The sequence below is a fragment of the Photobacterium frigidiphilum genome (genome assembly GCF_003025615.1).
GTDB classification, from domain to species: Bacteria; Pseudomonadota; Gammaproteobacteria; order Enterobacterales; family Vibrionaceae; genus Photobacterium; species Photobacterium frigidiphilum.
This window is the reverse complement of record NZ_PYMJ01000003.1, coordinates 241,984-257,703: the sequence shown is the minus strand read 5'-3', so window position 1 is coordinate 257,703 and position 15,720 is coordinate 241,984. Positions and strand designations below refer to the sequence as shown.

Sequence of the window (15,720 nt, the reverse complement as noted above, 5' to 3'; positions counted from 1 at the left end):
TAGCTACACTCTGCGATAAGGTAAGTACGCAGGTTCCCACATATGCATTGCCAGCTCTTGTTGAATATTTTTACCTCGAAGTGGGCTATTCGGTTCTGTTGTCTGCATATTTTCAAGAATACGCGTAGCAACCACCATCGACACTTCTTTGAGTTTACTGATACGCGGGAATACACACCCGGCAGCAAGATCATCATCAGAGATACAATCGGCTAGCGCGTAAGATGCCATTGTGAACATGTCTAAGGTGATTTTTGGCGTACCCGATACAATGGAAGCTAAACCAACACCAGGGAAAATAAACACATTATTACCCTGACCAATTCGGTATTCTCTTCCATCATATTTTACATCACCAAACGGGCTCCCTGTTGCCACAATTGCTTGACCGTCACTCCATTGGTAAACATCTTCCGGTAAAGCTTCACAGTTTGCCGTAGGGTTAGAAAGTGGGAATACCATTGGGCGCTTGGTGTATTCCATCATTTTCTGAACGTGTTCTGCTTTAAATGCCCCACCAATACCACTCGTACCGAGTAAAACCGTTACTCGGTGGTTATTAATAAGTTCAGTCAGGCTGACTTTACCGAGCTCTTTCGTCTGCCAATTATTGGCTAATTCTCTTGGTTTCGCATAACGTTTTTTATATTCATCTAACCCTTCACGATCATCAAAAACTAAACCTTGAGAATCAAGAACGAATATTTTTTCTCTTGCAGCGATATGCGAGCAACCTTCTTTTAATAAGCCTGCATATATTTGATCAGCGACACCCACACCACCCGCACCTGCGCCATAAACAACGTAAGTTTGATCCGCTAATTTCTCTTCTTTAATTTTGACTGCACCAAGAATACCCGCCAGAACAACTGCACCCGTACCTTGAATATCATCATTAAATGAGGGCAAATCATCTTCATAATCGCTCAGATTATCAAACGCATTTGATTTACTGAAATCTTCCCATTGAAGAACAGCTTTTGGAAAGTGCTGCTGTATTTGTTTCACGAATTTACGAATAAATATCTTATATTCTTCACCACGCATACGTTTACGAGGCATACCCAAGTACATAGGATCATCGAGCAAATCTTGATTGTCGGTACCTACATCTAGCGCAATTGGCAAACAGTGCGCCGGATGAATACCCGCACCCAAGGTATATAGTGACAGCTTGCCAATAGGAATACCCATGCCGCCAACCCCCTGATCACCTAACCCAAGAATACCTTGGCTATCAGTGACCACGATGATTTTAATGTCTTTTCCTGTGAAATGACGAGCCATATCTCCCATCTGATCAACACTGTCTTCTGTGATATATAAACCACGGGCTTTTTGGTAGCGGTGACTAAACTCCTGACATGCTTTGCCTACTGTTGGGGTATAAATAATCGGCGTCATTTCTTCTACATGGCGTGATAACAATGCGTAGAATAACGTTTCATTTCTATCTTGTAAGGCGCGTAAAAAAAGGTATTTTTCAATATCTGTCGAGGCATTGCGGAAACCGTCATATACCCGATTAAGCTGATCATCGAACGTTTGTACTTTGGGTGGCAGTAAACCAACCAATTGGAATGCTTCACGCTCTTCGTAGCTAAATGCGGTACTTTTATTTAAATTACGATCGTTTAGTAACTCTGTGCCTGTTAATGCAACAGGTCTGAAATCATTACCAGCCTCATCTTTCCACCTTAGGTATTTTCCTACGGTCATGGTATCCCTCCACTTAATGAACAAACGAATATCAGTCCTCAAATGTCATCCATCAGAACGCCATGTTTTTTTGATAAGAGGGCTGATAACATATTCCGAAGCATGCGCATTGCAGAATATTTTAAAATACTCTACGCGCTTTTTTCCATTAAAAATGTGAAGTAAAAGAGTCTGCAGCAATTTTTCCATGACAAATAGGAACGAATAAACATGAACCAAATTAGAAAGAAATTGTTCGGCAGGTTGATGTTAATAATACATTTTCAATCACATTGTGATCAATCATTAATATATCGCCACCACGCGTGAAATCATCTTCATGGGCATTACACACAAGTACTAGGTCATACGTACCTAACGGTAAATAATTGACTTCAAACTTCCCTTCATTGATCGATGTATCAACGTCTATTGCAGTAAAAGTATAAGGCGCATAATCTGATCCTAAATCGCCGTATTCCGGCGTTTCTGTACCGTAAAGATAAACAGCGGCATCATTAATATTCCCTTCGCACGCCATATCATGAACAGTACCATTCAGCGTCGCATACGCAGTTATCTGCATCGTTTTATCATCATATGTCTCTGTTGCACTACACACTGTACTGAACAGTGTTAATAAACCTATGATTGCTTTCTTTTTCATTACAACATCTTCCCTTTACTGACAATATTGAGCATAACGTGCTTTTACCTTCCTATGTAGCAAGCACATCTAAACCTAGGCAGTTTTGACAAGAATTTTACATTACGAATGGAACTTATTGAATTTGATGAAAAATCAAGCTGCTTCACGAACATTAGTATCAGGTACTTGTGACAGCCTATTCTTCTCTGTTTGTAAGTATTTTTAGTAAATAAAAGGTTTAGGTATAAAATTAAGTTTACCTATTCACAAGCGAGTCACGAATTTGTTAACTCAACGCACCACTGTATTGTCTAGAATGAGCATACAAAGTACGTTACTGTCTTTGTTCTTTTTGGTGTCACTGTTACTTTCTGGTTGCAGCACAAAGCAATACAATGTTGTAAACGATATTCCTTTCAAAGATGATCACTTTAAGGAATGTGTGCTTTCTTATGATGAACAGCAACTCAATAAATTCAATGAATTAGAATGTTCGAACAGCCACATTACATCTGCCGATGAAATACGCTTTTTTCCTGCAATTGAATCATTAGACTTATCAAATAATCAGCTGACCACGTTAGACGTCAGTAACAATTCCTTGCTGAAAACTTTATATCTGCCTAACAACAACCTGCAAAATCTCGATGTATCTGCCAATCCTTTATTAGAATTTCTGTACGCCTATAACAATCAACTCAGTGAAATTGATCTTACAAATTCACCGCTATTGAAAGAACTTATTCTGGTAGGGAACCAATTGCGCACCTTAAATATCACTACTCATACAGTGCTGGTTGATCTACTTGTGTACGCCAATGCACTCACAGAGTTAGATATATCAAATAATACCCAGTTAGAATATTTACAGGCGGAAAAAAATCAAATCATCACGCTGAACATCAGTAATAACCCTAAATTGAACGTCTTGCTGGTTGATCCTTCTACTAAAATTATCGGCAATCTACCTATAATTGACCCAGCGGCGCCTTCTGATAAGAGTAAGATTAGCTGGGAATCGTACCTTCAGTAGTAACAACACCGTGAAACTTATTAATTAAGTCTTCTTAATCAAATTCAGACAAGGTAAATTGTGAACAACGTTATACCACGCAGTGTTTACCGCGAATATTTAACATCAAGGATAGATTTCAGACATTATGAGTAATTTATTTAAAGACATATACTCACAAGAGTTCTACGACCAGCTGTCGGAAATAATGCTCGTAACTATTCCTTCATTTGATAAAGAAGCCTTTACTCAGTTAATTTTCAATGACAATTTTATTCATTACGAACTAAAGGAGAGAATGACGCATACAGCAAAAGTGCTTCATCACTTTCTGTCTGATGATTTTGAAGAAGCCGCGGAAACCATTAAACAGTTTATTGAAAATTTACGTGCAGCTGGAATTAATGAAAAAAGCATCGAATTTATGTTTTTCCCTGAATATATATCGATGTATGGAATTGATCATTATGAAGAGTCAATTTCAGCCTTTGAATTTGTAACACAGTTCACCAGCTGTGAATTTGCAGTAAGACCTTACATATTAAAGTATAAAGAAAAAATGTTAGCTCAAATGGTATTGTGGTCAAAACACCCTAGTAATAAGGTTCGCCGTTTAGCAAGTGAAGGATCAAGACCACGGCTTCCTTGGGCAATGGCTTTACCAAGCTTAAAAAAGAACCCTATGCCTATTTTCACTATTTTAGACACCTTGAAGAATGACAGTTGCGAAGTAGTAAGACGCAGTGTTGCAAATAACTTAAATGATATCTCGAAAGATAATCCTGATTTTGTTATAGAGACAGTAGAAAAATGGCAGGGATGCACAAAAGAAACAGATGCACTGATCAAACACGCAAGTAGAACGCTACTGAAACAAGGCGAACCAAAAACACTTCAATTATTTGGTTTTGATAGTAAAAATATCATGTTATCAAACTTTGATATCCTGACACCAAATGTAAAGATCGGCGATGCTTTAGAATTTTCATTCTCACTCACTAACCAAAATAAAACATGTAAAAAGCTAAGGCTAGAATATGGTCTGTATTATAAAAAAAATAATGGCGACCTTTCTCGTAAAGTGTTTAAAATAAGTGAACGTGAAATAGAACCGAATAAAGTATATAAGATTAATAGAAAACAAAGCTTTAAACTTATAACAACACGGAAGTTTCATACAGGTATTCATCAGCTCTCTATCATTATAAATGGTCAGGAGAGCCAAATTAAAAACTTCAAATTAGTTCGCTAGTCGGTATTTGGGCCCTTTAGGCATTTTGTAGATGCCTAGATAGCGACTGACTTTGTAGCGTTTTTGTCAGTTGTTCAAACTTGGTTTCTTGTTTAAGAAAAGCAGCGACAATAGCTGGATCAAAGTGATACCCACTACTTTCACATATGATCTTCTTCGCTTTTTCAAAAGAAAATGGTTCTTTATACGAACGTACACTGATCAAGGCTTCAAACACATCGGCAAGTGCGATAATACGTGCTGAAAGCGGGATATCGAACCCTGCTTTTTGATGCGGGTAACCAGTACCATCCCAATGCTCATGATGATATAAAATTACATCTTTGATAATCTGATTCAAAGGCGTATCTAGATTCATACTTAATGTACAAAAATGCTCATAACCAAGTATTGTATGTGTTTTTATGATGTCATACTCAGATACAGACAATGTGCCTTTTTTAAAAATAATCGATTCAGGAATAAAGCTTTTTCCCAGATCATGCATGATCGCGGCAGTATTCATACTCGCAATAAATGATTGATTAATTTCGACATAATCATTCCTTAATACATCAAGCAGTAACTGGGTGAACATTTTAGTTTGTTCAATATGGTATTGATATTCACTATCGATAAAAATTTTATTTGAATAACCGATACTATTAATTACGTTGTTCATGTTTAGCTACAATACCAATATTTACTATATTAATGATTATTTAGACCTCAAACATTACATTAAGTAGATGTTCTAAATACATTTCCCTAGCATAACCAAGTCATCTAATCTGTCTTCCATACAGTAAGCGGTTATATACACGTTATCTCAGAAACCCATCTCAACGAAAACCCTTCATCTGAGATAGCGTGAGCATCAGTATATTAAAATATACGCTAATAAAAACTTTGATTTCACTACTAAAAAGTACGATAAAATAGGCATTAAATGGAAAAATACGTCAATTTGTTTAGCATTAATCACATAATAATACTTGTAGCTCTTTCATCAGCATCTATTCACTTTGCTTAAAGTACATGCTGTATAGATAAGAAAGGCTATACTCTATAATAGATGTTTTCGCTATTTAATGAGCAGAAAATAGACTTAACGTACTGAACTAACGTGATTTATTGTTAGTAATAATACCATTCGACGTAGGTTAATGGTCAGGTACTTGTTTAGATTGATATAAATCCCTACCGGAGGCCATATGAAAAGGGTCTTTTATATTAGTGACGATTTAGATGATCTTGAATTAGTAGAATATGAACTTGAATTAAGTGGTATTAGCACACCACAAATTCATGTACTTAGTGATAATGATGCTGAGATATCTTCTCATCATCTTCACCCTGTAAGATCGGTAATGCGTAATGATGTGATTCATTCAACTGAAATTGGCGCGGTTATTGGTGTATGCGCAGCTGTTATTGTGATCTTGGCTGCTTATATCTCCGGCGTAACCGAAACAACAGGCTGGATACCCTTTATTATGCTTGCCATAGTGATACTCGGTTTTATTACTTGGGAAGGAGGTCTATTTGGCTTTCAGGAATTGCATTATCAATTCCGTCGGTTTAAGCGCGTATTAAAATCAGGTAAGCATGTTCTAATGGTCGATATAGAGCCTTCACAAGAAATCATGTTAGCAAATATCATTATTGCCCATGACCACTTAGAACCCGCAGGTATCGGAAAATCACCCCCTAAATGGCTAATTAACGCCCATAATCATTGGCACACCATGATGCATAAGATGCCTTAATTTTTATTGATAGAACACCACTGCATAAAAAAGCTAATTATTTATAGTGATTAGCTTTTTATTTTTATGGCGAACCAGCACTATGTCGATGTAAAAAATAGCGTTCTAAGGCTAAATATATAACCTGCTTCTGTCGCCATTAATGTAAGCAATACAAGCAATGCCAAAGGCGGTAAAAAAATAGAGCAGACTAACGCCAATTTCTCCCATAACATATGCATAAAAATACTCGCGATTAATCCCGCTTTCAACAACATGAAAATAATGATCAGCGACCAACGCAATATGCCTTGTACATGGAGGTAATCAACCATATACGACAAGGTACTGAGTAAAAACAATAATCCCCACACCTTCAAATAAAGGCTTATAGGGTGCTGTTGATGAGCTTGTGTTGCATGCATGACGACCTCCTTACCATAAATAGAAAAAGGCAAAGATAAATACCCAAACTAAATCGACAAAGTGCCAATAAAGCCCAGCTATTTCGACTATTTCATAACGATTATTTGATTCATTTGATTGCGTTTTTTCATATCGCCCACGCCACACTCGCCACGCTATTGTCAGCAGATAAATAACACCAATACTGACATGTAATCCATGAAATCCTGTGATCATAAAGAAACTGGCACCAAACTGTGCAGCACCTAGATCATTCCCCCATGGGCGAATGCCTTCTTCCACGATCAATTTGGTCCATTCGAATGCTTGCATACCGACAAAAGCGATACCAAATAATGCAGTAATAAATATTAATGCCGCGGTTAATTGACGTCGACCTTGATAGCCAAAATTAACAGCCATAGCCATAGTGCCGCTGCTGGTAATCAGAATAAAGGTCATGATTGCGATTAAAACTAATGGAATATCTTGACCGCCAAGGTTTAAAGCAAAAACGTCGCTGGTAAGTGGCCAAGGTTCAGTAGTCGTCATTCTTACTGACATGTAGGCAACTAAAAAGCTGCCAAAAATAAAAATATCACTGAGTAAAAAAAGCCACATCATGGTTTTATTTGGCGATATGTTAAAGACGGCTCGATCTGTCGAAAAATCGTCAATTACTGATAACCAACCACGCGAATCGCTCTCGTCAGATTGAAGAGACGATGATTCCGGTGTAATTACTCTTGATTCTTGTGATGCTGATGACAAGTGTGCCATATGCGTTTACCTCACTATGTAAATCGCAATAGCCCTAATAAAAACAACCAAATAAGTAATAAAAAATGCCAGTACCGAGTACATAAATGTAATGACTGATACAGTGAATTTGCATGCCCTTTTCTAGCGTTATAAATCACTAAAAATAAAGCAGCAAGACCACCCAGTACATGCAATCCATGCAGGCCCGTTAAAAGGTAAAAGAAGCTGTTGGCTGGATTATTGTCGACTGTAATATTTTGGTCTACTAAGTATTGCCACGCCCAAAGCTGAGTAAAAACAAACCCTAAGGTAAGCAACACCGCCACAATTAATATAGAACGACAAGCCACTACCGATGGTAATAATGCGGCTCTACGACGACAATTAGCCATCGCAACACAGCTCATAAAAAGCATAGCAGTGCTTAAGCTGAGCTGCCAAGGTTCATTTAATGGTTGCCAATCGTTTAACGACATACGTATTTTGTACGCTACTGTAAACAAGAAAAACAGCATAGTGATAACAGCCATAAATACCCATAGCCCTATAATGGCAGGTGACGAGGTATCGGCAGGTAAGTAATTTTCGTCGGCATCTGGCGTTAATGTGCTTTTAGATTCATGCACCGATTTCTTGTTTGAATGATGCTGCTTATTCATCATCATCCCCTTTATCTATGGGTATCTTAATACCATCTTCAGGTATTGAACTGTCTACATGTTCCATTAGCACCTGCTCTGGCGGTATGTTTTGTGGAATAAAATCCTCTTTAACATTGGGTACACTGTAATCATAAGCCCAGCGATAAACGATCGGACAATGTAAGCCCCAATTGCCATGTTTAGGTGGCGTGTCTGGTGTTTGCCATTCTAACGATGTTGCAGACCAAGGGTTCGCTGCAGCTTTTTTCCCTTTAAATACACACCAGAATAAATTGAACAGAAACACTAGCTGTGCAGCACCTACAATCAGCGCCATTACAGTGATAAAAGCATTTAAGCTTTGTGCCGATTCAGGAATGAAATCGTAGTTTTCGTACGCATAATAACGACGGGGAACACCTAATATTCCCAAGTAATGCATTGGAAAATAAATAGCATAAGTGCCCAAGAAGGTTATCCAGAAATGAAAATGCCCCATTGCCGTATTAAGCATCCGCCCTGTCACTTTCGGGTACCAGTGATAAATACCACCAAATATCACTAATACTGGGGAAACCCCCATCACCATGTGGAAGTGAGCGACAACAAAATACGTATCTGATAACGGAATATCAACGATAACATTGCCAAGAAATAACCCCGTTAAACCACCAATTAAAAAGGTACTCATGAAGGCAATAGAAAACAGCATAGGTAAGGTTAAATGAATATTACCTCGCCATAATGTAAGCAACCAGTTATACACTTTTATCGCAGTAGGAACGGCAATGACGAGGGTTGTCGTGGCAAAAAAGAACCCAAAATATGGATTCATACCGCTGACATACATATGGTGGGCCCATACCACAAAGCTGAGAACGCCGATGGCTAAAATAGCCCACACCATCATTTTATAACCAAAGATATTTTTACGTGCATGAATACTAATCAGATCAGACACTATCCCAAAGGCTGGCAAAGCAACAATATACACTTCGGGGTGACCAAAAAACCAAAAAAGGTGCTGAAATAAAATAGGGCTGCCGCCGTCGTATTCCGTTAATTGCCCCATAGAAACAATGGCTGGCATAAAGAAACTGGACCCCAATAACTTATCAAACAACATCATAACGGCACTAACGAACAACGCAGGAAAAGCCAATAACGCCATAATTGAAGCTGTAAAGATCCCCCATACTGTTAGGGGCATACGCAGTAATGTCATCCCTTCCGTGCGAGCTTGCAATACTGTGGTAACGTAATTTAGCCCACCTAACGTCGCTGCTACTATGAACACTGCAAGCGAGATCAACATCAGTACGATGCCCCACTCAACACCTGGCGTGCCAGGCATAATCGCTTGAGGGGGATATAACGTCCAACCAGCACCTGTTGGCCCACCAGTCACAAAGAAGCTCGCAATTAAGATCAGAGAAGCCAGAAGATAGAACCAATAACTCAACATATTTAATAGCGGAAACACCATATCCCGTGCACCGACCATTAATGGAATTAAGTAATTACCAAAGCCCCCCAAGAAAAGAGCTGTCAGTAAATACACCACCATAATCATGCCGTGCAATGTCATAGACTGGTAGTAAGTGTTTACATCAATGAAATCAAATTGCCCGGGAAAGCCAAGTTGTAAACGCATTATCCATGATAAAACAAGTGCAATCAGCCCCATCGCTATCGCCGTCAGCGTATACTGAATGGCGATAACTTTATGGTCTTGGCTCCACACATATTTGCGCCAAAAACTGTGAGCATAAGCGTCTGAATCTGCTGAATTCGAAGAATGATGTTCAGTCATAACAAGCTTGTCTCATTCAAAAAAATCGTGATATAAATTACTTAGATACAGATTTGATATAAGCAATAATGGCGTCAACTTCCTGCTCATCAAATTGATAAACAGGCATGATGGCGGGGTAACCTTTTACTATTTCAGCTTTAGCGTTAAGTATCGATGTACGCAAATATGCCTCGTCTACCACTACCCTTGCATCATCAGACATAATTTCCGTTTTTCCGTATAATCCTAACCACGTTGGCCCAACACCAGGGTTACCATTTAAACTATGGCAACCAATGCAGCCATTCACTTCCGAGAGTGTTTTGCCTAATTCAACTGGGTCAGTCTGTGTTTTACGGGTAGGATCTTGAGTTTGAGCAAAAGTAGGTTGAGTCGCGAGCCAGCTTCCGAATTGCGCATCATCTTCAACGATCACTCTTCCTCGCATATTAAAATGCCCTACGCCACACAGCTCAGCACAGAGAATCTCATAGCTGCCTCGCTTCGTTGGAGTGAACCAAATATATGAAACCGTACCGGGTACTAAATCCATTTTGGCTCGGAACTGAGGTACATTAAAATCGTGCAAAACATCTTTAGAACGCAGTAATACTTTATAAGGCGAAAAAAGTGGAAGATGTAATTCGGGGCTAAGTATAACTTTGTCGTCTTGAGAGGCGGGATCATTAGGATCAATGCCCAAAGGATTTTTACTGCTTACCCATTGAGTGCTACTTTTCCCTAACTGTTCATCTTCACCGGGAAAACGAAAACTCCACTTCCACTGCTCACCAACCACTTCCACAAGTTTTGCATCATCAGGCACGCTAACATACTCAGCATATACCGCTAAACCGGGAGCAAGTAATGCCACGATTCCAACAGTGGTTAAGCCAATTAGCCACGCTTCTAGTTTTTTATTTTCTGGTTGATACGCAGATTTTCGACCTGGCTTATAACGAAATTTTATTACACAAAAAGCAATCAATAAGTTGATTACTATAAAAAAAGCACCGGTAATGATAAGGGTTAGCGTTAATTGGTTATCTATTTGTGACCAATTTGACGCAGCAGTGGTTAACCACCATGGGCTAAGGAAATGAAAAGCAACAGATGCAATTACAATAACGATTAATGCAATGGCAATAGCCATAGAAAACACTCTAATTATTCTTGATCATATCCCTGATTTTATGAATAAAAAATACCCCTTAAAAAGAAATCATGACATATTTCAGCAATGATCTTGTCACTAATCTTAGTGGGGTTACTTTAAATTCGCGACCATAAAAGCTGCAATCTAATCTGCTTACGCAATTGTGAGACAAGGATATTTCGCATTCTGTCGTTTTTATTCAATCAAACGAAACTGGACTCAATTACAATGTATGTACGAATAGATAAGAAAAATTTTGCACGGATCATCATGAATTCAACATTGTCATTGCCACAACTTGGTTGGCATGCTTATTTTCAGCAGCAGTTGTCATTAGAAGAACTTGAAACTTGTCAGGTTGGTCGAGTGCTTGCGCATCATCGTAGTCTCTATGTTATTCAAACTGAAGCGGGGAGTTTCTCTCTTGAGATCAGACCGAGTATGCCTGCGTTAACTGTTGGGGATTGGATATTACTTGATAGTGAACAACAACTAATAAGATTACTCGACCGTCTAACCTTACTCTCGCGTAAAGCCGCGGGCAGTAAAGTATCGGAACAGTTAATTGCAGCCAATGTCGACACACTTTTTATCGTCAACTCACTCAACCAGGATTTTAATTTAAGTCGTATCGAACGCTATCTTACTATTGCACACGACAGTGGATGTGAACCTGTCATTATCTTAACAAAAGCAGATTGTTGCGATACGCCAGAATCGTTTAAACAACAAGTGCAAGCACTTGATCCGTTCTTAATGGTCGAGGCCGTTAATAGCCTTGATACAGACAGTGTCGAAACTCTAAAACCATGGTGTAAGGTAGGTAAAACGGTTGCTTTTGTTGGTTCATCTGGAGTGGGTAAATCCACATTGGTTAACACCTTAATGCAGAGTCAAGATCAAGAAACTGGCGGCGTAAGAGAAGACGACAGTAAAGGTCGCCATACAACCACCAGTCGGTCGATGCACATCATGCCAACAGGCGCATTACTTCTTGATACACCAGGCATTCGAGAGTTGCAAATTGCAGACTGTGAACAAGGCGTTGAAGAAACCTTTAGTGATATTGCTAAATTATCTCAGCAATGCCGCTTTGCTGATTGCCAACATCAAGCAGAACCCAAATGTGCCGTACAAAAGGCAATTTCTATTGGACAGCTAGATGAACGTCGATTAAATAATTACTTCAAATTGCTAAGAGAACAAGAGCGTAACGGAAGCTCAATTGCAGAGATGCGCAGTAAAAATAAAAACCTAAGTAAAATGTACAAATCAGTGCAAACGAGTGCACGAGAGAACAAGGGAAAATAATTCGTTTAGTAGAAGGAAAGGAATAGCAAAGAGGATTAAGGAAACCAGTAAATACTCAGTGAATGGTACTTTTCATTACTGGTTACTTGAATACGGTTATACCGTATAAATGAACTCTTAAGTGAGTTAACTATTCGCTTAGATTAAACGAATTTTAATCGCCTGAAGCTTATTTGAAGAGTCATCCATGATGAACTCAACAAGGCTGCCTGATACAGGTAAACCGCCATTTACACTTGATGCATCAAAGCAGATATCACCACCAAGATCACATGTAATTAGGCCATTGTTGTCAGCAGAGTTGAAGCTACGGATAATACCAGTTTGTGAAGTCATAATTATTTCCTTTTTACCCAAACAATGCTTTAGAGCGTTATGTTTGAGGCATATCAAATTGAGTAGATAGTTAGTTCCGCTCACATTTTTGTGGCGGTAAATATCTTTTAACTCATTGACCTTCATTCCTTTACAGCTAGGAGTTCACCCTACTCAATAGCTCATCACCGCATGATCGTTCGCAACATTAACGATAGCAGTGGAAAGAAATCATTCATTTGATCTTCTTTAATTTTCTTCTTTACAGCAGGCTTTGGCGAGAAGCAGGAAGTGCGAAGTGTTCTTTGAAAAAATCATTGATTAGGTCTGAGTTGCAGACGAGATAAACATTAAACGTAATATATCTGTCTGTAAACATTTTTATTGCAACAAAACGTGACAAAAATCACATAAAACGTCAGTTTAGTTGCAGTCTATTGATTTTAAAGGTTTAAATTGCACCCCTCTCTCCTGAGCGCCCTTCCCTATCTTTGTAATAAAATGTCTATTTCTCGTCTATGCACACTTCTCTCAACACCATGACCGGATTAACACTCAAATTATTGCTCAATTATTTCGAACAACTTGAACTAAAAAACACCATAGAAAGAGATCTAAATCACACCTATTATGAATATCAACACGCAGACAAGCAGCGTTAAACAAATTAAAACAACTCATAAAAGGGACAAATCATGAACAAAACAATCGCAAGCCTCATCGTTGCAACAACTCTTTTTTCAGGCTCAGCACTTGCAAGTATCAATCAAGGGCTAAACCTCATAGTTACCCCACAGAAAGGCGGAGCCTGGGTAACAGTAGAAAAAGATGGCGCACCTCAAGCAGGTTTAGACGTTACTGTTAAAGGCGGTCAAAAACAGCACTACACCACATCTGAATCTGGTCGAGTATTTGTATATAGCTCGTTTGAAGCGGCTCGTTCAATGACATTCGAAGTTTCTGATGAAGATGGTACAACGGTTTCAACTCAGCGTTTTATTCCATCTAACCGTTCATAACAATAATAAACAATATGGATATATGCATACTTTAAAATCTCGTTTAAAAGCTTAACTAGTCGCGATAAACGGACTTTAGTCGCGACTCTCTCACACCATAAATATGAATAACTTCACAACATTAATTCATTACTTCTACACTATTAAGCATGTTCCATTTGCCTTTTACATCAGTTATTACTTCTGTTTAAGCCAAATAGATATTTCCCGCAGTCAAAGGAAGGATGACGACATGCACCGAATTCCACCGACTCTGCCAAACAACAGATTGATGCTGTCTTGCTGGTACAACCAAGATTTTCGCCTAAGCCACGACTTCCCTTCCGCATAAGACTTATACCCAAGTTATCTAGCACGCTTGTACACCAACAAGCCAATTCAAAAGTACCAACAGCGCTATGCTTTAGATAAGTATTACTGTTGAACATTTATTGAATCCGTTATTGCCATTTTTATTATTAATCACGTAGAAGAAACACAATAAGCATAACGGCTGCGACTGAGGCTATATCAATGAAACGTATACCAGAACCGTTCCGCATTAAAATGGTTGAATCTATCCGCATGACAAACGAAGAGGATCGACGTGAAGCCCTAATTGACGCGGGTTATAACCCTTTCATGTTAAGAAGCGAAGATGTCTATATCGATCTACTGACAGATTCAGGCACAGGCGCAATGAGTGATGTACAATGGGCTGGCTTAATGATGGGAGACGAATCTTATGCAGGAAGCCGCAACTACTTTAATTTATGTGATGCTGTAAAACACTTCTTTGATTACAAACTGACGGTTCCAGCTCACCAAGGGCGTGGCGCAGAACAGATATTATTTCCGTGCTTAATAGAGCGAATGAAAACGGTACGTGGCGGTGATCAACCCGTATTTATATCGAATTACCACTTTGATACGACAGCGGGTCATATCGAACTTAATGGCGGTAAAGCCATTAACGTACTGACTGAGAAGGCGTTTGACACTGAAACGTATGACGACTGGAAAGGGAATTTTAATCTCGATAAACTGCAATCAACCATTGAAATGTATGGCTCACACAATATTGCCGCCATTATCACCACGATCACATGTAACAGCTCGGGCGGGCAACCCGTTTCAATGGCTAACATGCGCGCGGTATACGAGATTGCGAAAAAGAATGATATTCCAGTTGTGATCGATTCAGCACGTTATTGCGAAAATGCCTACTTTATAAAGCAACGTGAACCTGAATATGCCGATACATCCATTCTCGAGATTATTCGCGAAATGTACCGTTATGGCGACATGTTAACGATGTCTGCTAAAAAAGACCCTATGGTCAATATTGGGGGCTTATGCTGTATTCGTGATCATGAAGATCTTTTCCAAGCAGTACGAACACGTTGCGTTCCTATGGAAGGGTTTGTTACTTATGGCGGAATGGCTGGACGTGATATGGAAGCCCTCGCCCGTGGTTTATATGAAGGTGCTGATGAAGACTTCCTTCACTACCGTATTGGCCAAGTGGAATATTTGGGTGAACGTTTACGAGAAGCAGGGATACCCATTCAATACCCAACCGGCGGTCATGCAGTTTTTGTCGACGCCACCAAAATTTTACCTCATATCCCCAGTGAACAATTCCCTGCTCACGCATTATGTAATGAACTCTATTTAGAATCTGGTGTACGAGCCGTAGAAATTGGTTCGTTATTACTGGGTAGAGATCCTGAAACAGGCAAGCAGAAAGAGTCACAATTAGAATTAATGCGCCTAACTATTCCGCGTCGCGTATATACCAATGATCATATGGATTACGTTGCCGATGCATTAATCGCAGTTACAAAACGCGCAAGTGAAATTCGAGGACTAACCTTTGAGTATGAGCCACCAGTATTGCGCCATTTCACCGCTAAATTAAAACCTGTTGAATAATTTCTGTTTGAAAACTAAATGCTAGCTCCGTGATGAACTATTTAATAAACAGTTCATCACAAAG

Annotated in this window: 15 protein-coding genes; 6 read left to right on the top strand and 9 right to left on the bottom strand. The window is 39.1% G+C overall.

Annotated elements, in window-relative coordinates; genetic code table 11:
- Positions 1-3: 3 nt before the first annotated feature.
- Together C9J12_RS04800 and C9J12_RS04795 are read right to left on the bottom strand one after the other, a co-directional pair.
- The gene (locus C9J12_RS04800; RefSeq protein ID WP_107241670.1) at positions 4-1,719 is read right to left on the bottom strand and encodes an NAD-dependent malic enzyme; all 1,716 of its coding nucleotides are present in this window, start codon (positions 1,717-1,719) and stop codon (positions 4-6) included.
- Positions 1,720-1,939: 220 nt separating this feature from the next.
- The gene (locus C9J12_RS04795; RefSeq protein ID WP_107241669.1) at positions 1,940-2,365 is read right to left on the bottom strand and encodes a hypothetical protein; all 426 of its coding nucleotides are present in this window, start codon (positions 2,363-2,365) and stop codon (positions 1,940-1,942) included.
- A gap of 298 nt (positions 2,366-2,663) precedes the next feature.
- Here C9J12_RS04795 and C9J12_RS04790 point away from each other — a divergent pair, with 298 nt between their 5' ends.
- Together C9J12_RS04790 and C9J12_RS04785 are read left to right on the top strand one after the other, a co-directional pair.
- Positions 2,664-3,380 (top strand): hypothetical protein, encoded by a 717-nt coding sequence (locus C9J12_RS04790; protein ID WP_227876272.1) that lies wholly within the window; start codon positions 2,664-2,666, stop codon positions 3,378-3,380.
- A 127-nt stretch (positions 3,381-3,507) separates the two neighbouring features.
- Entirely contained in the window at positions 3,508-4,611 is a 1,104-nt protein-coding gene (locus C9J12_RS04785; protein ID WP_107241668.1) for a DNA alkylation repair protein, read from the top strand.
- Between the two features lie 16 nt (positions 4,612-4,627).
- On the opposite strand, the gene C9J12_RS04780 is transcribed toward C9J12_RS04785, so the two are convergent.
- On the bottom strand, positions 4,628-5,272 hold the full coding sequence (locus C9J12_RS04780; RefSeq protein ID WP_107241667.1) for an HD-GYP domain-containing protein: 645 nt from the start codon (positions 5,270-5,272) through the stop codon (positions 4,628-4,630).
- A gap of 532 nt (positions 5,273-5,804) precedes the next feature.
- Here C9J12_RS04780 and C9J12_RS04775 point away from each other — a divergent pair.
- Entirely contained in the window at positions 5,805-6,359 is a 555-nt protein-coding gene (locus C9J12_RS04775) for an NAD/FAD-utilizing enzyme (RefSeq protein WP_107241666.1), read from the top strand.
- Positions 6,360-6,439: 80 nt separating this feature from the next.
- Here the strand turns inward: C9J12_RS04775 and C9J12_RS04770 are convergent, their stop codons facing one another.
- Genes C9J12_RS04770 through C9J12_RS04750 form a run of 5 tightly spaced genes read right to left on the bottom strand, consistent with a single transcriptional unit; the run spans position 6,440 to position 11,094 of the window.
- On the bottom strand, positions 6,440-6,763 hold the full coding sequence (locus C9J12_RS04770; protein WP_107241665.1) for a cytochrome C oxidase subunit IV family protein: 324 nt from the start codon (positions 6,761-6,763) through the stop codon (positions 6,440-6,442).
- A gap of 10 nt (positions 6,764-6,773) precedes the next feature.
- Positions 6,774-7,523 (bottom strand): heme-copper oxidase subunit III family protein, encoded by a 750-nt coding sequence (locus tag C9J12_RS04765; RefSeq protein ID WP_107241664.1) that lies wholly within the window; start codon positions 7,521-7,523, stop codon positions 6,774-6,776.
- Positions 7,524-7,537: 14 nt separating this feature from the next.
- Entirely contained in the window at positions 7,538-8,164 is a 627-nt protein-coding gene (locus C9J12_RS04760; protein ID WP_107241663.1) for a cytochrome c oxidase subunit 3, read from the bottom strand.
- Positions 8,157-9,959: a cytochrome c oxidase subunit I gene (gene ctaD, locus C9J12_RS04755; protein ID WP_107241662.1), complete on the bottom strand. Its 1,803-nt coding sequence runs from the start codon at positions 9,957-9,959 to the stop codon at positions 8,157-8,159. Before ctaD ends, C9J12_RS04760 begins: the two co-directional genes overlap by 8 nt.
- Positions 9,960-9,996: 37 nt before the next feature.
- Entirely contained in the window at positions 9,997-11,094 is a 1,098-nt protein-coding gene (locus tag C9J12_RS04750) for a cytochrome c oxidase subunit II (RefSeq protein ID WP_107241661.1), read from the bottom strand.
- Between the two features lie 273 nt (positions 11,095-11,367).
- On the opposite strand from C9J12_RS04750, the gene rsgA reads away from it, so the two are divergent.
- Entirely contained in the window at positions 11,368-12,408 is a 1,041-nt protein-coding gene (gene rsgA / locus C9J12_RS04745) for a ribosome small subunit-dependent GTPase A (protein ID WP_107241660.1), read from the top strand.
- A gap of 138 nt (positions 12,409-12,546) precedes the next feature.
- Here rsgA and C9J12_RS04740 read toward each other — a convergent pair whose 3' ends face one another.
- Positions 12,547-12,744 carry a S1 domain-containing protein gene (locus tag C9J12_RS04740; RefSeq protein WP_107241659.1) on the bottom strand — a complete coding sequence of 66 codons (198 nt, stop codon included), beginning with the start codon at positions 12,742-12,744 and terminating at the stop codon, positions 12,547-12,549.
- 674 nt (positions 12,745-13,418) lie between these two features.
- Here C9J12_RS04740 and C9J12_RS04735 point away from each other — a divergent pair.
- Positions 13,419-13,742 (top strand): hypothetical protein, encoded by a 324-nt coding sequence (locus C9J12_RS04735; RefSeq protein ID WP_107241658.1) that lies wholly within the window; start codon positions 13,419-13,421, stop codon positions 13,740-13,742.
- A gap of 513 nt (positions 13,743-14,255) precedes the next feature.
- On the top strand, positions 14,256-15,656 hold the full coding sequence (locus tag C9J12_RS04730; RefSeq protein WP_107241657.1) for a tryptophanase: 1,401 nt from the start codon (positions 14,256-14,258) through the stop codon (positions 15,654-15,656).
- Positions 15,657-15,720: the final 64 nt, after the last annotated feature.